Source organism: Texcoconibacillus texcoconensis, assembly GCF_014202575.1.
Lineage (GTDB): Bacteria > Bacillota > Bacilli > Bacillales > Salisediminibacteriaceae > Texcoconibacillus > Texcoconibacillus texcoconensis.
The window spans coordinates 158203-182272 of sequence record NZ_JACHHB010000003.1 but is presented as its reverse complement, the minus strand read 5'-3'; the positions used below and the strand labels follow the sequence as shown (position 1 = coordinate 182272).

Sequence of the window (24070 nt, the reverse complement as noted above, 5' to 3'; positions counted from 1 at the left end):
GGTGGCTTGCTGAGCCACCCTTTTATTTTCATCTTTGCCTAATTTGAGTATAGCGTCTCTTTTAGCGTTGTAGAGACTCTGTTATAATATATAAACTAGAATAAATGATAGGAGAGAAGCTATTAGTAAGATAAGCTTCTGGGGGTTACTATGAATGAGGAAAAACGACGACATTTTGATTGGACACTGTTGATCGTAGTTGCACTTTTAAGTCTTTTCGGTCTCGTGATCGTTTATAGCGCGAGTTATGTTTTAGGATTTGAATTTTACGACAATTTTACGTTTTATTTTCAACGCCACTTAGTTTGGATCATTATTTCATTTATGCTACTGTTCTTTTTTGCTTTTTTTCCGTATCGGCGCTATAAGAAATTAGCTCCAATCCTTGTTTTAGCATCAGTATTCATCTTGCTGTTTGTGTTTATTCCTGGGGTTGGACATGATGTGAATGGTGCGCAACGTTGGATTAGATTCGGTGGTTTTACGATACAACCTTCTGAATTTATCAAACTGACTGCAATCATGTATTTAGCTTACGTCTATTCCCGTAAACAATCTTATATCGATGATTTTTTGCGTGGCGTGTTTCCGCCTCTTTGTGTCATTGCTGTTTTCTTTGTGTTAATTTTAATGCAGCCTGACCTAGGAACGGCGACATCGATCGTCATTGTGAGTGGTTTGATCGTATTCTGTTCTGGTGCGCGAACGTGGCATTTGTTTGCAATGTCCATTTTTGGTGTCAGTGTTGTGGCGTATTACGCTTTTTCAGAAGACTATCGTTGGAACCGTATCGCCGGTTTTATGGATCCATTTGCAAGTGCAAGTGGTGATGGTTATCAATTAATTCAATCATATATGGCGATTGCTCATGGTGGTCTATCAGGTGCGGGGCTAGGACAAAGCGTACAAAAATTGTTTTATTTACCTGAAGCCCATACTGATTTTATTCTTGCTATTGTTAGTGAAGAGTTAGGGTTTCTAGGTGTTACATTTGTATTTGGAGCGATAGGACTCATTATTCTGCGTGGTTTATTAATTGGATTGCGATGTCCTGACACATTTGGAAGTCTATTGGCTTTCGGAATTTCTTTTCAATTAGCTATACAGGTGATATTCAATGCAGGTGCAGTTAGTGGCGTTTTACCAATTACTGGTATACCGTTTCCGTTTTTAAGCTATGGAGGCTCTTCTCTTATAGTGACGTTCATTTTTATCGGAATTTTGTTGAATATTGATCGTTACAATGGGAAAATGACCAAGGAGGAATCACGTTTAGAAGAGCGTGAAGAAAGTTCAGTTTCAGCAAAAAGTGATATTTCCCAGCCGTATATTGGGTGATTTCACTTATGTGATAGATGTGGAGGATGCGATGCAAGAACGAAAAACCGCGTTTCAGCAAATAGATTTTACCCTCTTATTTTTGTTGTTTTTGCTCATGTGCATTAGCTTTTTAGCTGTTTATAGTGCTTCGGGTCAATATTTTCCGAATGACCCAACCTTCTTTTTGCGAAGGCAGGTTGTATGGTACGGAATTGGTGTTGTACTTATGGTTGGTGCAATGAGTATTGATTACGACTTATTTCGAAATTTCTCGATTCCCTTTTATGGTCTAGGCATTTTCTTGCTCTTGTTGGTTGCGCTATTTGGTATTGAGCAAAATGGTGCTCAACGTTGGCTAGGGCATCCAGACTTCTTGTTATTTCAACCGTCGGAGTTTGTTAAAATCTTTGTTGTTTTAGCTTTGGCGCACTATCTTTATCATATTTCTCAACGACCTAGGCCTAAGACATTTAAAGAAGATTGTAAACTTGTGGGGAGTGTCCTTGTGATTGGCCTTCCTCCATTTGTCTTGATTTTGGAACAGCCTGATTTAGGGACAGCTCTTGTGGTCGGAGCTGTGATATTAACGATGATTCTTATGGCTGGTGTGACATGGAGGATGATTGGTTTAATCGTTGGCACGATTACAGTTGGTATCGGATTTCTTGTATGGTTGCACAATAATTTTTTCGAGTTCTTCACGAATTTTATTAATACGCACCAATTAAACCGAATTTATGCATGGCTTGACCCTTACAATTATCCAACAGACATCGGGTATCAGTTAATCCATGCATTGCAGGGAATAGGTGCTGGTCAGCTTTACGGGTCTGGTTTTACCGAAGGTGTTAAGTCGCAAAGTGGTGCTATTCCAGAAATCCATACAGACTTTATATTCACTGTTATAGCGGAAGAGTTTGGTTTTTTTGGTGCGACTGTACTGATCGTTATCTATTTTCTTATGTTTTATCGAATGATCATTATTGCTTTTACATGTAATAATACGTTTGGTACGTATTTAGTTTCTGGTACGGTCGGGCTGCTTGTTTTCCAAGTATTTCAAAATATCGGGATGGCTGTCGGGGTTATGCCAATAACAGGATTAGCCTTACCATTTATTAGCTATGGTGGTAGTGCTTTAATAACGAATATGATTGCGATTGGGATCGTCTTAAATGTTAATATGCGTACAAAACATTATATGTTTGGAAAAGGGGAGTAACGTTTACGCTCCCTTTTTTCTTTCTACTTAAGGGGGCTGTGTTATGGATTTGTTTATCGGGTATGGGCGATTACCTCAAGCTTTGTTAACTTTAATGCCGCCATCTGCGCAGGTTGCAATTTACAATCGAACGCAAGAACGGATAAGAACTGCACAAGAAAACGATCAACGTATTGTCAGCATAGAAAGTGATCAATTTGCTGCTTATGAGCACGTGTGGTTATTTTTACCTGTGCAAGCACTAAAGACGTTTTTGTCTACATACGCAGAGGAATTTCCAGGTAATGCTACATTTTATTTGCCAGTGACAAAAGCGACGCAAAGTGATGTCATCCCTTATTTAAAAGAGGGCCAGCGCGTTGTTGCGTGCAAATTTGTGACCCAAGCTGATCAATTAAAGGAAGACGGTGAAGGGTTAGCTGTTGTAACACCCGTACACAAAAAGGACAGAGAACATGTTCAAGCATTGTTAGGGAAAAATATGACTGTTATTGAAGGAGCAGAAGAAGACGTTTTAGAAGTGAACCGCTTAGCAACAAAAAGAACGATTGAAATGGTAACGATGTTACAAAAAGAATTAAAAGAGCAATCGATTGATGATCAAATCATCGATTATGCAAGTCGGCAAATTGTTTTAGGAGTAACGAAAGCGTATCATCAAGGGAAACTTGGTACGTTTGGACAACGTGTTTTGCAGGAGGTAAAAGAACGTGATGAGACTTGACAAACTATTAGCGAATAGCGGATTTGGAACAAGAAAAGAAGTGAAAAAAACGCTCAAAAAAGGTGGTGTGACCGTCGATGGTATAGTTGCCAAGGATGGAAAAATGCATGTAGACCCAGATGAGCAAGAAGTAAAAGTTTTTGGTGTAGAAGTTGAATACAAACCTTATATTTATTTAATGATGAACAAACCTGATGGTCTTTTGTCAGCGACAGAAGATATAAACCAAGAAACGGTCATTGATATCCTTGAACCAGAAGATGTAAGGTATGAGCCGTTTCCCGTTGGTCGCTTAGATAAAGATACAACAGGCTTGTTGCTCATTACGAATGATGGAAAGTTTGCGCACCAATTGACATCACCGAAAAGGCACGTTCCGAAGAAATATCGTGCTTGGTTAGCAGAGCCTTTAAAAGATGGAGATATAGAAGCTTTTCAGCAAGGGATTGAATTGGACGATGGCTATGTGACAAAACCAGCAGAACTATGTTCCGAGAATGAAAATGGGGATGTTGTAGAAGTCACAATCTATGAAGGGAAGTACCATCAAGTGAAGCGGATGTTTGCTGCTCGCAGAAATCGTGTCGTCCGTTTAAAGCGAGAAGCGATGGGTTCGTTACAGCTAGATGAAGACCTAGAACCAGGTGAATACCGTGATTTGACGGAAGAAGAGTATGAGATGTTAAAAGCGGAGGCTTAGCAAGAAAGTTATGTACAAAGAAAAAAGGCTAAAGAAGAGAGGTCTTCTTTGGCCTTTCAAAGTTTGTTTACCTGATTTTTTTGTTAGGAAACGTTCGTGTCCCGTTTCTTTGCTGTCCATAGGCCACGGCTCGGACTGTGAACAAGGTCGTTATACTCGAGTACATTCAAATCGCGCTGAATGGTTCGCTTTGTCGTACCGAATTCTTCAACTAATTCGTTTGTCGTCACGGTCCCTTTCTCTTTAATGTAAAGGTAGATCGATTTGATCCGGGTCAACATCCGGTCAGTCGAAGGCTTCAAAAAACCACTCCTTTAAAGGTTAAGGACGGTGATCGGCATCATATAACGATATGGGTTGGCCACATATTCCGTCCAAGGCTATATCTATTTTAACTGAATTTCTGAAAAATCGCAAAGACAATACATTATTTACTGTTAGGGCGCGGTATTTTTAAAAGAAGGGAGTTTAACATAATGATTGATTGGATAGAGGAAGTAAAAAAGCGGAAAAATGACTTATTGGTAGATACAATGGATTTGCTAAATATTGAAAGTACCTATGAAGAAGAATCGATTGTACTAGGTGCTCCTTTTGGAAAGCCGATTGCAGAAGCTTTATCTTTCATGCTTCATCATGGTTATCAATCTGGCTTTGAAACGAAAAATATCGATGGGTACGCAGGGCACATTACATATGGTGATGGTGAGGAAATTGTAGGCGTTCTAGGTCATTTGGATGTTGTTCCAGCAAATGAAGGGTGGACGTCTCCTCCATTTCAAGCTGAGGTAAGAGACGGAAAATTATTTGCGCGTGGAGCTGTTGATGATAAAGGGCCCACGATGGCTGTTTTTTATGCTTTAAAAATCATTAAAGAGTTGAATCTGCCCTTAAAACGAAGGGTAAGATTGATTTTAGGAACTGATGAAGAAAGGGATTGGGAGTGTGTTGACCATTACTTTCGTCATGAACAAATGCCTCATGTAGGTTTTGTACCGGATGCATCATTTCCTGTTATATATGCTGAAAAGGGAATCATCGATATCGAACTAGGCTATCATTTAGAAGCAATGAATGTTGAAAGCGAAGCTCTTTGTATGAAGGAAATGAGAGCGGGTGAACGCCTGAACATGGTCCCAGATCAAGCAGAAGTTTATGTAGAAGGCCATTTAGCAAATGAGCTCATAGATCGTTTTGAAAACTTTTTAGATCAAAGGAAACTGAAAGGCAAAGCAGAGCTCATAGATCATCATCAAGTTCACCTTGTAGTGAATGGGAAGGCTGCCCATGGTAGTACGCCCGAAAAAGGGGAGAATGCAGGGTTTTACCTAGCAACATTTTTAAGAGAGCAGCCATTATCAAAAGGGGATATGCTATTTCTTGAAAAACTCATCAATACCATTATAGACGACCCATACGGGGAGAAAATGGCGATTGCTCATTCTGACTCTGAGCTTGGAAGTGTTAGTGTCAATGCAGGGGTCATTGAGTGGTGTGAAGGAAAAGGAAAGCTTGGTTTAAATATTCGTTATCCGAATGGCATAGATGGTGATCGAATGATAGAAAGAATAGCGGACCACTTTCGTGAAGATGGTTGGCAGATGGACATCCATTCCCACGAACGTCCTCATTATATAGATCCTAAAGATCCACTCGTTAAAACGCTCGCATCCATTTATGAACAAGCGCAGGGAAACAGTGATTTACTAGCAATTGGTGGTGGAACCTATGCTCGTGCTTTGAAAAAGGGTGTTGCTTTCGGACCAGTTTTTCCAGGAAGAGACGATGTAGCCCACCAAGTTGATGAATATATTCATGTTGATGATCTATTAGCTATGACCGCGATTTATGCACAAGCAATCTATGAGTTGGCCAACGAGACGCAGTGAATCATACATATTCAAAAAGAAAATAATAAAAGGGTCTGACCACATGGGCCTGACCCTTCAGTATTAAGACTTATCAAAATCAAATAAATCAGTCGATAAGTAACGTTCACCAGTATCACATGCAATGGCGATGACGACTTCATCTGAACGTTTCTGTTTAGCGACTTCAAGGGCAGCAAAACAAGCAGCTCCAGATGACGGTCCGACGAGGATCCCTTCTTTGGAAGCGAGTTGGTGTGTAATACGATAAGCATCTTCGTCAGTAATCGTTAAAATCTCGTCGTATACGTCTTGGTTTAAGATTGGTGGTATGAATCCTGGACTTGTACCGACGAGTTTATGAGGGCCTGGTTTTCCACCAGATAAAACAGGAGACCCTTTTGGTTCAACAACGTGAACGGTCGCATCAGGGAATGACTTTCTTAATTCTTCACCTGTACCTGTGACAGTCCCACCTGTTCCGGATGCAGCAACGAATGCAGCAAGAGGTTTACCAATCGTTTCTACAGCTTTTTCTATTTCACGAGCCGTTGTTTTACGATGGGCATCAGGGTTTGACTCGTTCTCAAATTGCATTGGCATAAAACTACCGTCAATCTCTTTTACAAGTTGGTGTGCTTTTTCGATGGCACCAGGCATCTTCTTTTCTCCTGGGGTGAGTACAACTTCAGCGCCATATGCCTTTAAGAGGTTAATTCTTTCTTGAGACATTGTGTCTGGCATCGTAAGAATTGCTCGATAACCGCGAGCAGCGGCATTCATGGCAAGGCCAATTCCAGTGTTTCCTGATGTAGGCTCGATAATGGTAGAACCTGGTTTTAAATAACCTTGTTTTTCAGCTTCAACGATCATATTAAAAGCAGCTCTGTCCTTAACACTCCCACTAGGATTCATGAATTCGAGCTTTAAGTAAACGTCAGCACCATTGGCATCTGGTAACTCATTAAGTTTAACAACAGGTGTATCGCCGATCAATTCAGCCATATTTTCTACAACGCGCATTGTTATCACATCCTTTTAATCGGTTACAATGTTAGTTCAACATTTCGTTCATAAAGTTGATCAGTATGATCAGTTATCTAACCTTTATTTTATCATAAGTAAGCTGCAAGCGACAAAAGGAGGTAGTACATGAGTGGGGAACATACATTTATCGGGTTGCCATTACCCGATAAAGTAAGGTCATTGTTGGTGACGAAGCAAGAACAGTTAAATGTTTTTGAACATTTTAAGAGATGCACCCATATAGACGACTTTCATATTACGCTTGCTTTTTTAGGAGGCGTTTCTGATGAGGGGCGTGATCGATTAGACCATCAAATAAGAAAAATAGCTGAACAAATGAGTCCCTTTTCACTAACCTTATCTCATGTCGGTATTTTTGGTTCGGTTAGTGAGCCACGCGTTGTATGGGGTGGAATTGAAGAACAAGCGGCCCTAAATGATTTGCACCAACAAGTTCAGACGATGTTACAAAATGAGGGCTATTCTGTGGACAAGCGACCTTTTCGTCCCCATATTACGTTAGCGAAAAAAAATAAACGTTCGTCGTCTTCTTTTGCGATTGATCGTCAAAACCTCACGCTAGAACCAATGACTTGGAATGTTGAAAATGTTTGTATATTTACAGTCAGCCCGACAAAAGAACCTATGTATAAGAAAGTGTCTAACATTTCAATTAAATAACGATTCAGAGCGAAATGAACGATGATTATGGTAAAATAAGTAGAGGAATAATGGAGTTCGTTTTATATGAGGAGGAGAATCAGTGGCTCATCTTGTGAAGCTGGAAGACTATGTGTCTAGGTATGAATTGGATATGTATCGTTATCCAAGTCAACTTGTTCGGCTAAAGAAAGAACGTTGGAAACGAATGCAAGCAGAGTGGGGGCACCATGACAATCAGCTAAACGAAAGCATTGAAGATGCTTATGAAGTTACTGCTGAAGGGGAGACAAAACCATTATGGAAATCGTTGTCTCGCATAAAGTCATGGCTTCCATTCCAACGAGGTAATGGGAAAAAGATAGATGAAGTAAATGTAAAGTCAGAGAAACCATCTTCCTATCGTTCTTCTGAACAAGCATTAAAACAAGCTTTTCTCGATGAGATTTTTCATTTTCAAATTAGTTGGGCGAGTTCTACAATAACGGAAAAGTCTCGTGTTAAAAAAGCATATTATCATGACCCTTGGTTATCTCGTTTTGTAAAAGAGTGTCCAGATAACATGTTTTTATTTTACTATCCGATCTTCCAGTCAAATAAAGCACCCATTGAGTTAGATATTTTGCTTGTAACACCAACTGATATACAAATGATTGTTCCACTCCCTGGGGATGATCAAACAATTTATCGTTACGAAAGTGAGCGCTATTGGGTGAAAGAAGTCGGAGAAGACCGCCAACGTATTTTAAATCCGATGATCCGTTTGAAACGGATGCGAACGGTGATTTCACCAATACTTCAAGAAATAGGCAGTGACATTCGTCTGAAAGGCGTATTCCTTGCTCAAGATAGCTTCATTGACCGAGTTGATGTTCACCCAACTGTACGTCATATTGATAAGCGCTCGCTTTATCAATGGCGTCAGTCATTGATTAGACATGGTTCACCTGTGAAGCACAATCAATTAAAAGCTGTTGAGCATTTATTATTCCATTGTATGACAACGACAGATAAAAGCGAAAATAGTGATGATGAAGACTTTTAATGAAAAAACGGTGTAGGATGTTAACAAAGCGTCTTAAAGTGATTGAAATCTGTCTTTTTACATCGTATAATACGTCAAGCATTCACCTTATATGACGGAGAGAGAAATAATGACATTTATTGATGTTATAAAAAAAGGGGGAAGCGTGATTAGCACTGAGAAACATCAACCTGCTCATAATAAACGAAATGATCAGTACACCATTTATGTACGCAAAGAGTATGATTGGGTAGGAACGATTGGCGTAGCCTTATACGTGCAGGAATGGCCAGAGACAGTCTGCTTTGCAACACGGTTTAAAGATGCAAAAAAAGACTTGAAGGAGAAAATCGGCTATCACAAGAGTGAAAGCTCACTCGTGCAAATTTTACCAGCCATGACGATCGAAGAGTGGCGCTATATTAATGATGACCTTCTAGGTTGGGCTAAAGAGCAGAGTCCATGACTTGAGTTGAAGAACTAAAAATTTTGGTTCTTAAGTTGAACAAAGAAGGATTCTTTTTTACAATGATAAAAGACTTTTCCCTTTTAGGAAGTTAAAAAGGGATGGTTATAAACGTTGAGGACGTCATGAACGTGCAGAAAGTAAGACCTTTCGGGAAGGCTAAGCGAGCGGGAACGGCGTTGATCACAAAGCCTTTGATTTGGCGATTGTGATTATATTCATCAAGTCTAGACGAAATTGAGGGTGAATTGGTTGAAACATTTCTTAGGAGAAGGGTGGCAGTTGCATCCTGCTGGAGGGGCGACTGGTGAAGCGTATATCGCTCAGCAGGGCGATCAAAAATTGTTTATAAAGCGAAATTCTTCCCCGTTTTTGGCCGTATTATCCGCTGAAGGTATTGTCCCGAAACTTCTTTGGACAAAACGCCTGGAAAATGGCGATGTCATTACTGCACAGCGTTGGATCAACGGGAGAAGGCTTGAACAATCAGAAATGAACCAAACGGCAGTTGCACAACTGTTAAGTACCATTCACCGTTCTACTGAACTATTGGAAATGTTTAAACGAATGGGAAATAAGCCGTTAACCCCTTTTTCAATTTTAAAAGGGTTAGAAATGGTGCTTGCGGAGCAAGATGTGCAAAATGATCATATCGATGATGCAATGATGCTTTTATATAAATACGCGAACCGAGTCGAATCGAATGAAATGGTTGTATGTCACTGTGATGTGAATCATAACAATTGGATGGTTAGTCACGATGGAAGTCTTTACTTAATTGACTGGGACGGAGCGATGGTTGCTGATCCTGCTTTTGATATTAGTTTGCTATTATATTCATATATACCTCGATCAGATTGGGAAAAGTGGCTTGAAGCATATGGAATAGCGTTTACGAAAGACTTATATCAAAGAATGCTTTGGTATATGATCTCTCAATCCGTTGAAGCGATCATTTGGCATACAGAACGAGAAGCATATTCAGAAGTGATTCGATGGACAAATGGGTTGCAATCATTGATTACAGAAACGAAAGAACAGTTCGAAGGAGCGCAAAATTAAGGCTCTCTTTACTATGATATTGAAACGATGATTTGAAAGGGCTGAGCCGAAGAAAGCTTCAGCCCTTTTTATAACCTTAAAAAATAGTCAAGCCATCAAGGAAACGGTGTATGGTTTGCTTGTTCATGACGGAAAATGGCTTGATGCCATTGACTAATTTCTTCTGTAGAATGTAATTGTTGCTCTCCAGTTTGTAAGTGTTGGTGACAGTACTGTTCAATCGCCATGAGCACAGGTTTTAACTCATCATCTACAGTATCTTTTTTCAAGAGAGAGCTTGCTAATTGTTCCATTTGAACAAGCTCATCGTGAGTGCCAAAGTGCTCTTGTTGTTGGTTTGTTAAAATATCCATCAATAGTTGTAATTGATGATGTTCGTTCATTGGCATTGAAACACATCCTCCTCATCAATTCATTAACACTCTTTTTAGGAATGTCCGACCTTGTATTATTTGATACTTGCTTAAATTTCCCTCGCATGATGAACAGTGATAATTAGAGGGTTATTCATAAATGTACAAACAGAGGTGAAAAAAATGCGTTTAAGAAACAAACCTTGGGCGGCAGAAAAAATCGCTAACAGCCCAAATATTGTTCCGCCAAATCCGTCAGAATACCGTGGAGAATGGGCGGCTTATTTTAATCATAATGGTCCTATCCATGTCGAAGTAGGGACGGGGAAAGGAAAGTTTTTAACTGAAATGGCTCAAGCATACCCAGATGTTTGCTTTATTGGTATTGAGAAATTTGATAGCGTGATCGTAAGTGCGATTGAACGTGCAGAAAAAGCGAATTTACCAAATCTTGTATTTTTAAATGAAGATGTGCAAGAATTACGTTCTTTTTTTGCTGAAGGGGAAATTGATCAACTCTATCTCAACTTTTCTGACCCTTGGCCGAAAGTGCGTCACGCAAAACGCCGACTCACTCATGAAGGTTTTTTATCAATGTACCAAGAAGTGTTAAAGCCGAAAGGTGAAGTTCATTTTAAAACAGATAATCAAGGCTTATTTGAATACTCACTCGAAAGCTTTTCTAAGTACGGTTTAAAGTTACAAAACATTAGTTTAGATTTACACAATAGCGACATATCATTTAATGTAATGACTGAATATGAGGAAAAGTTTTCAGAGCGAGGGAATCGAATATATCGTTGTGAAGCTTCTTTCCCTTCGTAATGAACACGTAAGGAGTGGGTATGTTGGAACAATTCCAAAGAGGGGATATGACGTTTACATGGTTGAATGGCGGTGTCACACATATGGACGGTGGTGCGATGTTCGGAGTCGTCCCAAAACCGCTTTGGAGTAAAAAATACCCGTGTAATGAGCAAAACCAAGTTGAGTTGCGTACAGACCCGATTTTATTGCAAGTAGAAGGTAGAAACATTTTGATTGATACGGGTATAGGCAATCGTAAATTTACCGACAAACAAATGCGCAATTTTGGTATTTTTGAGGAAGCAAAGCTTGAAGAAAGTTTACAACATTTAGGGTTAACTTGTCGGGATATTGATACCGTCCTAATGACGCATATGCATTTTGATCATGCTAGTGGCTTAGCTCGTTATAATGAAGTTGGTGAACTTGTTCCGACATTTGAAAATGCAACGGTGATTGTTCAAGAAACGGAATGGGAAGAGTTATTACATCCGAATATCCGCTCCAGAAGTACGTATTTTGAAATGAATTGGAAACCGATCCGTCACCAAGTGGAAACTTATGAGGATGTTTATGAAGTTGTAGAAGGCATTCGTTTAATCCATACAGGGGGACATAGTGCAGGTCATGCGATTTTAAAGATTGACCGCAAAGGTGAACACATCGTGCATATGGCGGATTTAATGCCGACCCACGCACACCAAAATGCCCTTTGGGTATTAGCGTTTGATGATTATCCAATGGATTCGATTGCTATGAAGCAAGAGCATTTATTACCTGCGATAAAACAGAACGCGTGGTTTTTGTTTTACCATGATTATAAATACCGTGCGCTGAAGTTGGATGAAAATGGAAGTGTCATCGGATCACTTGAAAGACAGCGGAAGTAAATGAAGAAGAGAACGCCCTTTGCTTAATCAATAAAGGGCGTTTCATTATGCGCGGATTATGATTCTTGTTCATATAGCCGTAAAACGGTTCCCGTTGAAGCATCAACGAGGAACTCGAATGTTTTCAACTCATCATCTGTTGTGCATGACACACCACCTCGGTACACATCGTAGTCAAGTTGGTTTTGGGTATACGTTTCGGGAACCATATGGATCCAAGTGCCATCGATGGTACCAATCGATTCAACGTGTCGTTTCACTTCTCGTAATGCTTTTTCAGGTGACATTTGAACGCCGGACTGTTCGATTTGATTTTTCAGTAGGTAGCCTGCAGCAGCACCTACACCTAATCCAAAAATAAATCGTTTTAAACTCATATCAACACCTCATTTTCTTTAGAATCGTAAACGAGTGACATCATCTTTAGTATATCGGACGATGTACGAAATGCCAAATTGTGGTCAAGATAGACAAGAATTCTTTTGAAAAGTGGAAATGAAAGAATTCTTCCGATAAAATAAGGACATACATATTATAAATCGTGTGGGAGTGAGTTTGTCATGAGAGAAGAAACATATCAAATGTTTAAAACATTAACCCAAATCCCAGGAGCACCAGGGTTTGAACACGACGTTCGAGCATACGTACGCAACCAGTTAGAAAAGTACGCGGATGACGTGATCCAAGATCGTCTAGGTGGTGTGTTCGGTGTGAAGAAGGGAGACGAACAAGGACCACGAGTCATGGTTGCCGGACATATGGATGAAGTCGGATTTATGGTGACACAAATTACCGAGAAAGGGTTAATTCGCTTTCAAACATTAGGTGGGTGGTGGAGCCAAGTATTATTAGCACAACGGTTCCAAATTATAACCGATGAAGGACCAGTTACTGGTGTCGTAGGTTCAACGCCACCCCACCTCTTAGATGAGTCAAAACGAAATAAACCAATGGATATTAAGAATATGTACATAGATATTGGTGCGGATGACCGCGAAGATGCGAAAAGAATTGGTATTAAGCCGGGTCAACAAATTGTTCCTATCTGCCCGCTTGAAAAAATGGCCAATGAGAAGAAGCTTCTTGCCAAAGCATGGGATAACCGTTACGGTGTAGGTCTTTCAATTGAACTTCTTAAGGAGTTGCAAGGGGAAAATACACCTAATATTCTTTATTCAGGAGCTACAGTACAAGAAGAAGTAGGTTTAAGAGGTGCTCAAGTCGCTGCAAACATGATACAACCTGATGTGTTTTACGCACTTGATGCAAGTCCAGCTAATGATGCGACAGGTGGTAAAGATGCTTTTGGTCACCTTGGTAAAGGAGCGCTTTTACGAATTTTTGATCGGACGATGATCACCCATCGCGGTATGCGTGAATTTGTTCTTGATACAGCAGAATCAGAAGATATTCCGTATCAATACTTTATTTCTCAAGGTGGAACAGATGCAGGGCGTGTTCATATGGCAAATAACGGTGTCCCTTCAGCTGTTATCGGTATATGCTCACGTTATATTCATACATCAGCGAGCATTGTTCACGTCGATGACTATGAAGCGGCAAAAGAATTGATTGTTAAACTAGCGAAAAAAACAGATCGCAATGCCTTGGATACGATTCGAGCGAATACATAAAAGTCGCTCATCTCGACGTAAGCGACGTTCTCACCCATTTTTATTTGTAGATGGGGGGAGGCGTCGTTTTTTTGATAAAGGGAAATTTTAAAGAGGGTGAAAAGGTGAAATCAATCGTAGTAGGCTCAACAAATCGAGTGAAAATCAATGCCGTAAGTCGTGTTTTTCAGCCATACGGTTATGAAGTATATAGTCAAGATGTGCCGTCCTTTGTCTCAGAGCAACCATATTCTCAGAATGAAACAAAACGAGGTGCAGCCAATCGAGCTGAAGGTGCCCTATCTTCATCTCATGCGATGGCTGCAATCGGGTTAGAAGGAGGGATTGTCGATGAAGATGATTCGATGTGGCTTTGTAATTGGGGAGCTTTAAAAACAGATGATGGTCAGTTGTTTTTCACTTCTGGACTAGGACTTCCAATCCCAAAGGATGTTGCGCATCTAATCCGTTCAGGACATACGTTAGGGGAGGCGATTGATCAGTGGACGCACAAGCATCAAGTGAGTAAAAACGAGGGGACTGTAGGGATTCTTACCAACGGTTTCGTATCTCGTACAGATTTATTTGAAATGATTGTACGAGGATTGTTTGGACAATGGTCATTTTCTAAAAAATAAATTGCTGTCAATAAACGACCAAACTGTAGGTCGTAAATGAAAGCCTGAAAGCAGACTTTCATTGTACAACCTTTAAGTAGTCGGATTATTCTGTGTCAAAAATATATTGAATCGTTTGTAGAGCTTGATCGATATTTTCCACAGTTACATTCGCTCTTTGAGAAAGTTCTTTTAATGGATGGTGTAAGTTTTCTGGACGAATAAGAATGAGCGGCTTCCCAATGGAAATAGCAGTCGCAGCATCCATCGCTGTATTAAACTGTTTATATTTTTCTCCGAAGAAAGCAAGGACGATGTCAGATTTTTCTAGTAATACTTGCGTACGTAAGTTGTTCATTCTCGATGCCACTTCATCTTTATAAATGGCATTAGGTTGTTCTCCGAGTATCTCTTCCCCAATATTATCGGAGCGTTCATGGTTGTCCATCGGACCGACAAAATCGACAGGTAACCCTTTGCTTTCTGCCTTTTCTTTCACTTCACGACGCCAATCATCATGAATTTGACCTGCTAAGTAAACGGTAAGTCTCATCTCGACCACTCCTTTTATATGATGTAATTACAGTTTAATCAAATTTTGGAAAATTCTCTAGTTCTGAATGAAATTCATTGTTTGCATAATAATGATTACTTGCTTCACAATGATTTTTTATTCTTAGACCCTTGAAGGTGTAACATTGTGTTAAATAATGTCGAAGCAACTATTGCATACATATACTTCCCTTAGTATTATAGGGGTAATGGGTATGTCAAGTGTCGTAATGATACGATGCTCCAGACACCTAGATTGAGGAGTGGGAGGGACAATCGTGTTAGTCAAACGAAAGTGGACGTTTTTCTTTTTAACAACTGCCTTAAGTTTACTTTTAGTTGGGTGCTCGGTTTCAGAAGAAGAAGTGATCGATTACGCTGAAGGAATGTTTGCAGAGAAAGTTGAGACAGAACCTGCAGAACAAAATACTGAAACAGACAATTTTGACCTTTATTTACCAAGTTTTGCTACGATTAATGAAGAAGATGAAAACAACCTCTTGATAGAAGAAAGAAATCGCATGTATGTCTTATTTGCTGATGAATACATGGACATGCCTAAAGACATTGGTGGATTAAAAGAGAAGTTAAACATTGAAGACGAACCTCTTATTTTAGAAATGGAAAACTTCGACGGCGGGGATACGTTCCTATTCATTAAACCTTACGATCATGGTGAAGGTGACGATGAAGATAGTGAAAATTATGAAGTTGTGATCGGCTTTAATGAAATGAAAATTTCATCAATCCTACCAATTAGTGATTTGGCAGAAGGTACGGAAGAGATGTTTGATATCGTTCGCTCCGCAGAAAAGAGTGAATGATAAATTTGTATGTTAGAATAAGGGCATTGCTCTTATTCTTTTTTTTTAGTACATATATACTGAAAGGAGGAGTACAGGTGAAAGCTTTTTTGCAAAGAAAAGGGATTAACCCTTCGCTACATACATACGTTGTTCGCTCGTTAAGTTTTATGGCGTTAGGACTATTTTCGAGTTTAATTATTGGATTAATTATCGAAACGACAGGTCAACAACTAAGCCTTCCATCCGTAGAAGAAGTAGGCGTATTAGCGATGAGTATGACAGGTCCTGCGATTGGTGTCGCGATTGCATATGGCTTAAAAGCTCCACCTCTCGTGTTATTTGCCGCTGCCATTGCAGGTGCCGCGGGTGAAGATTTAGGCGGACCAGCTGGTAGTTATATTACGGCCCTGATCGCTACAGAATGTGGAAAAATGGTATCAAAGGAGACGAGAATTGATATCATTGTAACGCCTCTAACGACGATCACAGTTGGATCAGTGATAGCAGCTTTTATAGGCCCGAATGTAGAATCTGGCATGCGTTCTTTTGGACAACTTGTCATGTGGGCAACAGACCAACAACCGATCATCATGGGGGTTCTTGTTGCCACGCTTATGGGGCTCGCATTGACAGCACCAATATCGAGTGCAGCGATTGCCATTATGTTAGAACTTGAAGGAGTGGCAGCAGGTGTAGCAACAGTCGGTTGTACAGCACAAATGGTTGGTTTTGCTATAAGCAGTTTTCGTGAAAATGGGGTTTCAGGTTTGTTATCTTTAGGTATAGGAACTTCGATGTTACAAATTGCAAATGTGGTGAAAAACCCGCTTATACTCATTCCACCAACGGTAGCGGGGGCAGTAGTTGCTCCATTTGCAACAACTGTCTTCGTGATGGAAAACAACCCTGCAGGTGCAGGCATGGGTTCAAGCGGATTTGTCGGTCAAATTATGACGTTTCAAACGATGGGTTTTCATATTGATGTGGCATTAGCAGTTCTCTTTTTCCATTTTCTTATTCCAGCGATTGTAAGTTTGCCACTAGCGATATGGATGCGCAAAAAACAGTGGATTCGCGATGGTGATATGAGGATACAACAATGATGAGGAGGAAAGGTTATGAAAAACTTAACTTCAGTGGAACAATTAAACGAGGAAACAGCAAAGGGAACGACAGTGTTGATGTTCTCTGCAAATTGGTGTCCGGATTGTGTTGTGTTAGATTCGGATTTACCAGAGATTGAAGGGACATTTCCGAATATGACATTTATATACGTTGATCGTGATCAATTTATTGAAGTTTGTCAAGAAATGGACATTTTCGGCATTCCGAGCTTTGTTGTTTTTCAGGAAGGAAAAGAAGTGGACCGTTATGTGAGTAAAGATAGAAAAACGAAAGAAGAAATTGTTCAATTTCTCCAAAGTATCCCGAAAAATGTATAATCTCTTAACATGAGTAATCGTCAGTTGATAGGAGGAAACGATGAAACCGATTGAAATTAAACGACTATTAGAAGAACATTTGCAAGAAGGTCATTGGATGACTTCTTACGATAAAGATGCAGAAAAGCTACGTATCGTTGACAAGACGATTGATAAAGGAGTCACCATTTCTTTACCGCCATTAACTGAAAAGTTTAAAGAAGATAAAGAGGGAGCACTTCAACAAGTTGTTCATGATGTTCGCGAGGCGCTAACAGCAATGACACGTACAGTGCAGTTAACAGGCAATGAATCGAATATCTACCCTGTGTTACGCGCGCCATCTTTCCCGACTGAAACGGATGAGGGAGAGACACTTGTCTATGAAGAACATACAGCAGAATCAAGAATTTATTATGCTTATGATCACGGTAAAACTTATACACTGATTAATGAGTCAATGCTCGAAAAAGAAGGGGTTCGTTTTGAGTCGGTAAAGGAAGCCGCTCGCTTTAACATCCGTTCTTTACCACAGAAACTTTCTCAAGATGAAGTGGCAGGAAACACGTTTTACTTTTTGAATACAAATGATGGTTATGATGCAAGCCGTATTCTCGATGAGCGTTTGTTACAAAAAATGGCCAGTGAAGTAGAAGGAACATTAACGGTGGCCATTCCTCACCAAGACGTTTTAATTTTCGGTGATATCATTAATGAGAGAGGGTATGATGTACTAGCTCAAATGGTGTTCCAATTTTTCTCAGAAGGTCGAGTGCCTATTACTGCGCTTCCATTTATCTATGAAGAAGGTGACTTAGAACCGATCTTTATTCTTGCACAAAAGAAACCGCAGGATGGTAAACAATAAAAATAAAGTCTTAAATAAAAATAACGCTGCCACCTTTAAGTTCGTTTACTTAGCGAATGAAATTGAAGGTGGCTTTTTGTGCGAACTAAGAGATACGATGCATTTTTGCTATAAAATCAAATCAGCGCAACAAAAACAAGGAATTTTTGATAGAATCAAATATGGTCACATTTTACATAATTGAATGGCTCCAAACTGTGCTGATTGAATAGAGAAAGAAAAGGTGATAAAAGTGACATCGCGATGGCAACATTTATTTAAAAGCATTCAAAGTTATTTTAACCCTGAAAAAGAGGATACAAGTTCTGAACCTGTTGAAGAAAAGAAGGAAGAACCAAGTCAACCGGTACCATTTCGGTCTGGAAGAATATCATCGGTTCACAGAGAAGAAACTGCGAAAGTTGTTCACCAATATCCAAAAAGCGGTTCTTTTCGATTTCCGCTTGATGTTGATGAAGGCGTACAAGAAAAGCAGCCTCCTTCTAATCAAAGTGAAGCCCGACCTGAGGTAAATTCGAATGAACGTGAAACTGAACAACATCCTCCCTTATCGACTGATAAACCGAAATGGAATACTTCAAAGGATCGATCTGAAAGACAGCCTTTTCAAGTACGAGATATTCCATCACCTATCCACGGCTTTCAAACGCCTGGATCGAAGCAAAACAAACAAAAATCTGTTATTTTTGATGACGAAAAACTAGAGCAAACGTTACAAACTGAATACGATGGTAAACAAGGACACTTCAGTCAAAACGCCAATTTTGAACAGGCAAGCGAGTATAAGGATCAAGTCAACCCTTACCAAGAAAGTGAAGAGCATGAAGAGGTTAGTGAAACAGACCAATTAGAAATGGAAAAAGACGAATATGTACAGGAAGAAAAGCTTTTCAACAGCGAAGACGATTGGGAGGTAAAACCACGGGTTTCCGAATATGAACAAGGAGAAAGTCAACATCTCAATGAAAAAGTTCAAGAAGATGAAGATGAAATCTTGGAAAACAACTCGGTTGAATTTGAAGAAGTAGAAGGTTATCACGAAAGTGAGCCGGAGCTTGAAGTAAGCAATATTATTCCGATAGAAAGTAAACAAGAAGATAAGCAAGAAACAATCAATGATATGAAACCTAATGATCAAGAATATCATGATCAAGAAGAAGTAACATCGGCTCATGCGAAGCAAGTGGAGAAAAAATCGAAAGAAAATAATAAAGTTGAGAACGATCAAAAAGAAGCGAACGCTCAGGCAATTCCTTTAAATGTGATGATGTTTCAAAGAGATCGCATAAAAGAAAAGAAAAAACAGAATCAAGAACGCAACGGGGTTACTCGCCCGCATTTGCAGTTGTTAGACATTCCGAATAAAACGACGGATGAAGATGCTTCATGGCTTGAAGAAAAGCGTGAACTACTTGATGAAACGTTGGCAACTTTTCAAGTAAAGGCCAAAGTGACTGATGTTACGAAAGGCCCAACGGTGACCCGCTTAGAAATTCAACCTGAACCAGGTGTGAAAGTAAATAAAATTACAAATTTAAGCGATGATTTAAAGTTAAATTTAGCAGCGAAAGATATACGTATTGAAGCGCCAATACCAGGAAAACGCTCGATAGGGATAGAAGTACCTAATGATGTGAGTGAGCCTGTATCATTACGAGAATTATTGCGAACACCAGACTTTCAAAAAGCTGAGTCACCACTTACAACTGCTCTAGGTGTTGATATTGGTGGTGAGACAGTAGTGACAGATTTGAAAAAAATGCCACACGGTCTCATTGCTGGTGCGACAGGGTCAGGTAAAAGTGTATGTATTAATTCAATATTATTAAGTCTTTTATATAAAGCGAGCCCAGAAGAAGTGAAATTACTGCTCATTGACCCAAAAGTTGTAGAATTGGCACCATATAATGATCTTCCTCACCTTGTGACACCGGTGGTCAATGATCCAAAGCAAGCAACCCAAGCTTTAAAATGGGCAGTTAGTGAAATGGAGCGTCGCTATGAACGTTTTTCAGAAACAGGGTGCCGGGACATTACCCGATTTAACGAACGTTGTGAGAAATCAGGTAAACCTGATGAAAAAATGCCTTATATCGTCGTTGTCATTGATGAATTAGCAGACTTAATGATGGTATCTCCGCAAGATGTAGAAGACGCCATTTGCCGAATTGCACAAAAAGCAAGAGCTTGTGGGATACACTTACTTGTGGCAACACAGCGTCCATCTGTTGATGTCATTACAGGGTTAATTAAAGCGAATATTCCAACTCGAATTGCTTTTTCTGTATCGTCTCAAGTCGATTCACGAACGATTTTAGATATGAATGGAGCAGAACGCCTTCTAGGAAAAGGAGATATGTTATTCTACGAAAACGGTGCTTCTTCTACAGTACGATTGCAAGGTACATTCGTTTCAGATGATGAAATCGAACGTGTGACGGAATTTGTGCGTAACCAAGCAAATCCAAACTACCTTTTTGAAAAAGAAGAACTACAACAAAATCAACATGATGGGGAAGCGGAGGATGAACTATTTATCGATGCATGTTACTTTGTGATGGAACAGCAAATGGCTTCTTCCTCATTATTACAAAGACATTTTCGTATCGGTTTTAATCGAGCCGCTCGACTCGTCGAAATGATGGCAGAACGAGGAATTGTTTCAGAACCAAAAGGTAGTAAGCCGAGAGATGTTCATTTGACAAAAGAGCAATTTGAAGCAACAATATTACAAAAAGGGTAAAATGATTATCATGAATAATGATGGTGCATTCAGCCATAGGAGATCATTAGATCATCCAAGATGGCTTGGATATATGTTATAATAATTTTGTTTCATTCAAAGGTTGTAAGATGCTCCTTGGATCCATTGTTGTTGGAAAATGACCAGTCTCTAATAGTGTAGAATGTTAAAGTTAAACACTCGATGCAGAACTTGGAATTAGGCAATTTTATAGGTTTTTTCAATGAATCACGTGCAAGACGTATCATCCTACATTTATGAAGGAGGAGATCGTATGCAACAGATTCAAATCGCGAACCTTTTACAATTTGTCTCGCCACACTTACAACCCCTATTAAGAGAAACGGAATTAGAACAAGAAATTGTCTTAAGGAACGGGTTACAACAAATTGGAGATGCTGAAGTCAAAGAAATTGTGGAAGCAGTTATTGAAGAACACCGTCAAGATCCGTTTTACCATTGAGGAATTAAGCAAAATACGAAATCAATCAATCAAGCAAGGAAAACATTGAGGAGTAAATGTACCTATGAAAGAACTTGATTTAAAAATGCAAGGGAAATTAAAACGGTTAACCAATAAAACGTTCAAGTTTGATGAACGAGTAGGTGATGGTTGGTTTTCTGCGGTATATTTTTTAAAAACAAAAGAAATCGCTAAAAGTTTCATTCCAGATAATCGCGTAACGATGCAATTTTTTCAAAAGGAACATGCTGTGCTATGCGGTACGGATGAAGTGATCGCGCTAATTAAAACTTTCGCTACAGATCCAGAAGACTTAGAAATTCATTCTCTGGAGGATGGAGATAAGATCGGTCCTTATGAAACAGTTTTAACAATTGAGGGGTCTTATCAGTCATTTGGATTTCTTGAAGGGGTTATAGACGGAATTTTAGGTCGCCGTACGTCTGTAGCGACAAATGTGTACAATGTTGTTAAGGCAGCAAAAACGTCTGGAAAAGAAAAGCCAATCATCTTTATGGGAGATCGTGATGACCACTTCACGCAGCAATCAGGAGATGGTTATGCAGCTTATATTGGTGGCTCCAAAGCACAAGCGACACATGCGATGAATGAATGGTGGGGCAAAAAAGGAATGGGGACGATGCCCCACGCACTCATTCAACTATTTCGTGGTGATGTTGTGAAAGCAACCCAAGCTTATCACGAAACTTATCCCGACGATGATATTATGGCTCTTGTAGATTACAATAATGATGTAATCAATGACTCTTTAAAAGTAGCTCGTGAATTTGGAGATAAGTTGAACGCTGTACGTATCGATACTTCCAAGACACTTGTGGATCAATACTTTTTCCGAAATCCAGAGATGATGGGACGCTTTGACCCTCGAGGTGTAAACCCGCAATTGCTGTTTGCACTAAGAGAAGCCTTGGATGCTGAAGGGTTTTATCATGTGAAAATTGTCGCATCAGGTGGTTTTGACGCAAAGCGTATTGAAGAGTATGAAAGAATCGGTGTACCCATTGATATGTATGGTGTTGGTAGTAGTTTGTTAAAAATCAACATCGGTTTTACAGGTGATAATGTTTTATTAAACGGAGAGCATGAGGCGAAAACAGGGCGAAATTTTCAACCGAACCCTCGTCTTGAACGAGTTGATTAACCATTTTAAGTTAAAGGTGGTTCATGTTAATTGTGAACCTCCTTTTTGTTTTGTAAGATACCATACATCCACATGTATGTTTGTGGAAACAAAATGATCTTTATATCATCTTTATATGGTACCTCTAATGTAGCCCAAATCGTTGATGAGAAAAGATTGTAATCAAACAAGGATGAGATGTATGGATGATGGCGTAATATGTGGAAAATACATAATAAATAGAAGTTCGCACAATGTGAAATATCCCGTTGGTGAAGTGAAATCATTTTGCTATAATAAGTCTGCCTAAATTTAGCTTATATGTTTTTCACGGAATAGAAATACAACGGATACAATACATTATAAAGAAAAGAAAGTGTTCGCATTGGTGCGATACGATTAATTGATCGTGGAGGTCCAAAATGACAGTGTATCATTTTATCGGTATTAAAGGAGCAGGTATGAGTGCTTTAGCTCAGATCATGCATGACATGGGCTACCGTGTTCAAGGTTCTGATGTTGAAAAGCGCTTCTTTACACAAACCCCTTTAGAAAATAAAGGAATCCCAATCCTTTCATTTCAAAAAGAAAATATTCAATCTGATTACAAGGTAATCGCTTCACCAGCATATAAGGAAGAACACGAAGAAATTCAAACTGCATTAGCACATGGTATTGATGTTCAACGCTACCCTTACTTCCTAGGTTCTTTTATCAAGCAATTTACGAGCGTTGCTGTTACAGGTTCACATGGCAAAACATCAACGACCGGTCTCTTGTCTCATGTACTATCAAAGGCAAAACCGACATCTTATTTAATTGGTGACGGAACAGGAAAAGGTGAAGTAAATAGTGAATATTTCGTCTTCGAGGCATGCGAATATCGGCGTCATTTTCTTCACTACTACCCAGATTATGCCTTGATGACCAATGTTGACTTTGATCATCCAGATTACTTCCATGATGTAGATGATGTTTTTCAAGCATTTGAGGAAATGGCTGATCAAGTAGAAAAAGCAATTATCGCGTGTGGTGACGATCCGCATTTACAAAAGTTAACGCCACAAATACCTGTTGTGTTTTATGGTTATGAGTCGGATAATGATTTTCAAGCACGTAATGTGAAAGTTGATGAAGATGGGACACAATTTGATGTTTTTGTGCGTAACAGTTTTTATGGCACATTCACAATTCCAACGTTTGGGTCGCACAATGTCTTAAATGCCTTAGGCGTGATTGCGTTGTGTCATTATGAAGGGATTGACCAACAACTGATCGCCGCTCAACTCCAATCCTTTTCAGGCGTCAAACGTCGTTTTAGTGAAAAGTCATTTGGAACGCAAGTGTTAATCGATGATTACGCGCATCACCCGACGGAAATTGCCGCAACGATTGAATCAGCCAAACAAAAATATCCTAATCGAGAAATTGTGGCGATTTTCCAACCACACACGTTTACACGAACAAAAACATTTCTCGATGATTTTGCGAACAGTTTGCAAGACGCAGATTATGTGTATTTATGCGATATTTTCTCATCAGCAAGAGAGAATCGCGGAGAATTAACGATTGATGATTTATTAGCGCGTTTGCCTGGTTCGAAGCTCATTGAGCAAACAGACATGTCTAAACTAAAGGACCATGCACACGACGTATTGTTGTTTATGGGTGCAGGCGATATTCAAAAGTTCCAACAAGCATATGAACAACAATGATGGAAGTAC

At 39.5% G+C, this 24070-nt stretch carries 26 protein-coding genes; 21 read left to right on the top strand and 5 right to left on the bottom strand.

What is annotated here, in order from left to right:
* Positions 1-150 precede the first annotated feature (150 nt).
* From ftsW to HNQ41_RS04645, 4 genes are read left to right on the top strand one after another with little or no spacing between them, the layout of a single operon-like run.
* Positions 151-1338, top strand: coding sequence for a putative lipid II flippase FtsW (gene ftsW, locus HNQ41_RS04660; protein WP_184663261.1), 1188 nt, complete (start codon positions 151-153; stop codon positions 1336-1338).
* Positions 1339-1369: 31 nt separating this feature from the next.
* Positions 1370-2542 carry a rod shape-determining protein RodA gene (rodA, locus tag HNQ41_RS04655; protein WP_184663260.1) on the top strand — a complete coding sequence of 391 codons (1173 nt, stop codon included), beginning with the start codon at positions 1370-1372 and terminating at the stop codon, positions 2540-2542.
* A 43-nt stretch (positions 2543-2585) separates the two neighbouring features.
* Complete coding sequence (locus tag HNQ41_RS04650) at positions 2586-3266, top strand: hypothetical protein (RefSeq protein WP_184663259.1); 681 nt, start codon at positions 2586-2588, stop codon at positions 3264-3266.
* Positions 3256-3966 (top strand): pseudouridine synthase, encoded by a 711-nt coding sequence (locus tag HNQ41_RS04645; protein WP_184663324.1) that lies wholly within the window; start codon positions 3256-3258, stop codon positions 3964-3966. Before HNQ41_RS04650 ends, HNQ41_RS04645 begins: the two co-directional genes overlap by 11 nt.
* Before the next feature lie 83 nt (positions 3967-4049).
* Here the strand turns inward: HNQ41_RS04645 and HNQ41_RS04640 are convergent, their stop codons facing one another.
* A complete protein-coding gene (locus HNQ41_RS04640) occupies positions 4050-4268 on the bottom strand; it encodes a DeoR family transcriptional regulator (RefSeq protein WP_184663258.1) in 219 nt (72 codons plus the stop codon).
* A 174-nt stretch (positions 4269-4442) separates the two neighbouring features.
* On the opposite strand from HNQ41_RS04640, the gene pepV reads away from it, so the two are divergent.
* Positions 4443-5855 (top strand): dipeptidase PepV, encoded by a 1413-nt coding sequence (gene pepV / locus HNQ41_RS04635; protein WP_184663257.1) that lies wholly within the window; start codon positions 4443-4445, stop codon positions 5853-5855.
* Between the two features lie 63 nt (positions 5856-5918).
* Here the strand turns inward: pepV and cysK are convergent, their stop codons facing one another.
* A complete protein-coding gene (cysK, locus tag HNQ41_RS04630; RefSeq protein ID WP_184663256.1) occupies positions 5919-6857 on the bottom strand; it encodes a cysteine synthase A in 939 nt (312 codons plus the stop codon).
* 129 nt (positions 6858-6986) lie between these two features.
* On the opposite strand from cysK, the gene thpR reads away from it, so the two are divergent.
* From thpR to HNQ41_RS04610, 4 genes are all read left to right on the top strand, one after another.
* Positions 6987-7541 carry an RNA 2',3'-cyclic phosphodiesterase gene (gene thpR, locus HNQ41_RS04625; RefSeq protein ID WP_184663255.1) on the top strand — a complete coding sequence of 185 codons (555 nt, stop codon included), beginning with the start codon at positions 6987-6989 and terminating at the stop codon, positions 7539-7541.
* An 82-nt stretch (positions 7542-7623) separates the two neighbouring features.
* A complete protein-coding gene (locus HNQ41_RS04620) occupies positions 7624-8565 on the top strand; it encodes a hypothetical protein (protein ID WP_184663254.1) in 942 nt (313 codons plus the stop codon).
* Positions 8566-8674: 109 nt separating this feature from the next.
* Positions 8675-9010, top strand: coding sequence for a hypothetical protein (locus HNQ41_RS04615; protein ID WP_184663253.1), 336 nt, complete (start codon positions 8675-8677; stop codon positions 9008-9010).
* Positions 9011-9262: 252 nt separating this feature from the next.
* Complete coding sequence (locus tag HNQ41_RS04610; RefSeq protein ID WP_184663252.1) at positions 9263-10072, top strand: phosphotransferase family protein; 810 nt, start codon at positions 9263-9265, stop codon at positions 10070-10072.
* A 95-nt stretch (positions 10073-10167) separates the two neighbouring features.
* On the opposite strand, the gene HNQ41_RS04605 is transcribed toward HNQ41_RS04610, so the two are convergent.
* The gene (locus HNQ41_RS04605) at positions 10168-10461 is read right to left on the bottom strand and encodes a YtzH-like family protein (RefSeq protein ID WP_184663251.1); all 294 of its coding nucleotides are present in this window, start codon (positions 10459-10461) and stop codon (positions 10168-10170) included.
* A 147-nt stretch (positions 10462-10608) separates the two neighbouring features.
* Between HNQ41_RS04605 and trmB the strand changes: the two genes are divergently transcribed.
* Both trmB and HNQ41_RS04595 read left to right on the top strand, forming a co-directional pair.
* Entirely contained in the window at positions 10609-11250 is a 642-nt protein-coding gene (trmB, locus tag HNQ41_RS04600) for a tRNA (guanosine(46)-N7)-methyltransferase TrmB (protein ID WP_184663250.1), read from the top strand.
* Between the two features lie 23 nt (positions 11251-11273).
* A complete protein-coding gene (locus HNQ41_RS04595) occupies positions 11274-12122 on the top strand; it encodes a YtnP family quorum-quenching lactonase (protein ID WP_184663249.1) in 849 nt (282 codons plus the stop codon).
* Positions 12123-12178: 56 nt separating this feature from the next.
* Here HNQ41_RS04595 and HNQ41_RS04590 read toward each other — a convergent pair whose 3' ends face one another.
* Positions 12179-12499, bottom strand: a complete 321-nt coding sequence (locus HNQ41_RS04590; RefSeq protein WP_184663248.1) for a PepSY domain-containing protein — start codon at positions 12497-12499, stop codon at positions 12179-12181.
* 183 nt (positions 12500-12682) lie between these two features.
* Between HNQ41_RS04590 and HNQ41_RS04585 the strand changes: the two genes are divergently transcribed.
* Positions 12683-13756, top strand: a complete 1074-nt coding sequence (locus HNQ41_RS04585) for a M42 family metallopeptidase (RefSeq protein WP_184663247.1) — start codon at positions 12683-12685, stop codon at positions 13754-13756.
* A 104-nt stretch (positions 13757-13860) separates the two neighbouring features.
* Positions 13861-14373: a DUF84 family protein gene (locus HNQ41_RS04580; RefSeq protein WP_184663246.1), complete on the top strand. Its 513-nt coding sequence runs from the start codon at positions 13861-13863 to the stop codon at positions 14371-14373.
* A gap of 85 nt (positions 14374-14458) precedes the next feature.
* Here the strand turns inward: HNQ41_RS04580 and HNQ41_RS04575 are convergent, their stop codons facing one another.
* Positions 14459-14905 (bottom strand): YtoQ family protein, encoded by a 447-nt coding sequence (locus HNQ41_RS04575; protein ID WP_184663245.1) that lies wholly within the window; start codon positions 14903-14905, stop codon positions 14459-14461.
* A gap of 277 nt (positions 14906-15182) precedes the next feature.
* On the opposite strand from HNQ41_RS04575, the gene HNQ41_RS04570 reads away from it, so the two are divergent.
* From HNQ41_RS04570 to murC, 8 genes are all read left to right on the top strand, one after another.
* Entirely contained in the window at positions 15183-15728 is a 546-nt protein-coding gene (locus tag HNQ41_RS04570; protein ID WP_184663244.1) for a hypothetical protein, read from the top strand.
* A 77-nt stretch (positions 15729-15805) separates the two neighbouring features.
* A complete protein-coding gene (locus tag HNQ41_RS04565; RefSeq protein ID WP_184663243.1) occupies positions 15806-16813 on the top strand; it encodes a PTS sugar transporter subunit IIC in 1008 nt (335 codons plus the stop codon).
* A gap of 15 nt (positions 16814-16828) precedes the next feature.
* Entirely contained in the window at positions 16829-17152 is a 324-nt protein-coding gene (locus HNQ41_RS04560) for a thioredoxin family protein (protein WP_184663242.1), read from the top strand.
* Between the two features lie 40 nt (positions 17153-17192).
* Complete coding sequence (locus HNQ41_RS04555) at positions 17193-17999, top strand: DUF1444 domain-containing protein (RefSeq protein ID WP_184663241.1); 807 nt, start codon at positions 17193-17195, stop codon at positions 17997-17999.
* Between the two features lie 232 nt (positions 18000-18231).
* The gene (locus HNQ41_RS16845; protein WP_343043325.1) at positions 18232-20742 is read left to right on the top strand and encodes a DNA translocase FtsK; all 2511 of its coding nucleotides are present in this window, start codon (positions 18232-18234) and stop codon (positions 20740-20742) included.
* A 274-nt stretch (positions 20743-21016) separates the two neighbouring features.
* Positions 21017-21205, top strand: a complete 189-nt coding sequence (locus tag HNQ41_RS04545; RefSeq protein ID WP_184663240.1) for a hypothetical protein — start codon at positions 21017-21019, stop codon at positions 21203-21205.
* A 64-nt stretch (positions 21206-21269) separates the two neighbouring features.
* Positions 21270-22367 (top strand): nicotinate phosphoribosyltransferase, encoded by a 1098-nt coding sequence (locus HNQ41_RS04540; RefSeq protein ID WP_184663239.1) that lies wholly within the window; start codon positions 21270-21272, stop codon positions 22365-22367.
* A 401-nt stretch (positions 22368-22768) separates the two neighbouring features.
* Positions 22769-24061 carry a UDP-N-acetylmuramate--L-alanine ligase gene (gene murC / locus HNQ41_RS04535; protein WP_184663238.1) on the top strand — a complete coding sequence of 431 codons (1293 nt, stop codon included), beginning with the start codon at positions 22769-22771 and terminating at the stop codon, positions 24059-24061.
* Positions 24062-24070 lie beyond the last annotated feature (9 nt).

What these genes read in the sequence shown, in the direction of transcription:
- ftsW (WP_184663261.1), top strand. Translation starts at nt 151, where the DNA reads ATGAATGAGGAAAAACGACGACATTTTGATTGGACACTGTTGATCGTA.
- rodA (WP_184663260.1), top strand. Translation starts at nt 1,370, where the DNA reads ATGCAAGAACGAAAAACCGCGTTTCAGCAAATAGATTTTACCCTCTTA.
- HNQ41_RS04650 (WP_184663259.1), top strand. Translation starts at nt 2,586, where the DNA reads ATGGATTTGTTTATCGGGTATGGGCGATTACCTCAAGCTTTGTTAACT.
- HNQ41_RS04645 (WP_184663324.1), top strand. Translation starts at nt 3,256, where the DNA reads ATGAGACTTGACAAACTATTAGCGAATAGCGGATTTGGAACAAGAAAA.
- pepV (WP_184663257.1), top strand. Translation starts at nt 4,443, where the DNA reads ATGATTGATTGGATAGAGGAAGTAAAAAAGCGGAAAAATGACTTATTG.
- cysK (WP_184663256.1), bottom strand. Translation starts at nt 6,857, where the DNA reads ATGCGCGTTGTAGAAAATATGGCTGAATTGATCGGCGATACACCTGTT.
- thpR (WP_184663255.1), top strand. Translation starts at nt 6,987, where the DNA reads ATGAGTGGGGAACATACATTTATCGGGTTGCCATTACCCGATAAAGTA.
- HNQ41_RS04615 (WP_184663253.1), top strand. Translation starts at nt 8,675, where the DNA reads ATGACATTTATTGATGTTATAAAAAAAGGGGGAAGCGTGATTAGCACT.
- HNQ41_RS04605 (WP_184663251.1), bottom strand. Translation starts at nt 10,461, where the DNA reads ATGCCAATGAACGAACATCATCAATTACAACTATTGATGGATATTTTA.
- trmB (WP_184663250.1), top strand. Translation starts at nt 10,609, where the DNA reads ATGCGTTTAAGAAACAAACCTTGGGCGGCAGAAAAAATCGCTAACAGC.
- HNQ41_RS04590 (WP_184663248.1), bottom strand. Translation starts at nt 12,499, where the DNA reads ATGAGTTTAAAACGATTTATTTTTGGATTAGGTGTAGGTGCTGCTGCA.
- HNQ41_RS04585 (WP_184663247.1), top strand. Translation starts at nt 12,683, where the DNA reads ATGAGAGAAGAAACATATCAAATGTTTAAAACATTAACCCAAATCCCA.
- HNQ41_RS04575 (WP_184663245.1), bottom strand. Translation starts at nt 14,905, where the DNA reads ATGAGACTTACCGTTTACTTAGCAGGTCAAATTCATGATGATTGGCGT.
- HNQ41_RS04560 (WP_184663242.1), top strand. Translation starts at nt 16,829, where the DNA reads ATGAAAAACTTAACTTCAGTGGAACAATTAAACGAGGAAACAGCAAAG.
- HNQ41_RS04555 (WP_184663241.1), top strand. Translation starts at nt 17,193, where the DNA reads ATGAAACCGATTGAAATTAAACGACTATTAGAAGAACATTTGCAAGAA.
- HNQ41_RS04545 (WP_184663240.1), top strand. Translation starts at nt 21,017, where the DNA reads ATGCAACAGATTCAAATCGCGAACCTTTTACAATTTGTCTCGCCACAC.
- HNQ41_RS04540 (WP_184663239.1), top strand. Translation starts at nt 21,270, where the DNA reads ATGAAAGAACTTGATTTAAAAATGCAAGGGAAATTAAAACGGTTAACC.
- murC (WP_184663238.1), top strand. Translation starts at nt 22,769, where the DNA reads ATGACAGTGTATCATTTTATCGGTATTAAAGGAGCAGGTATGAGTGCT.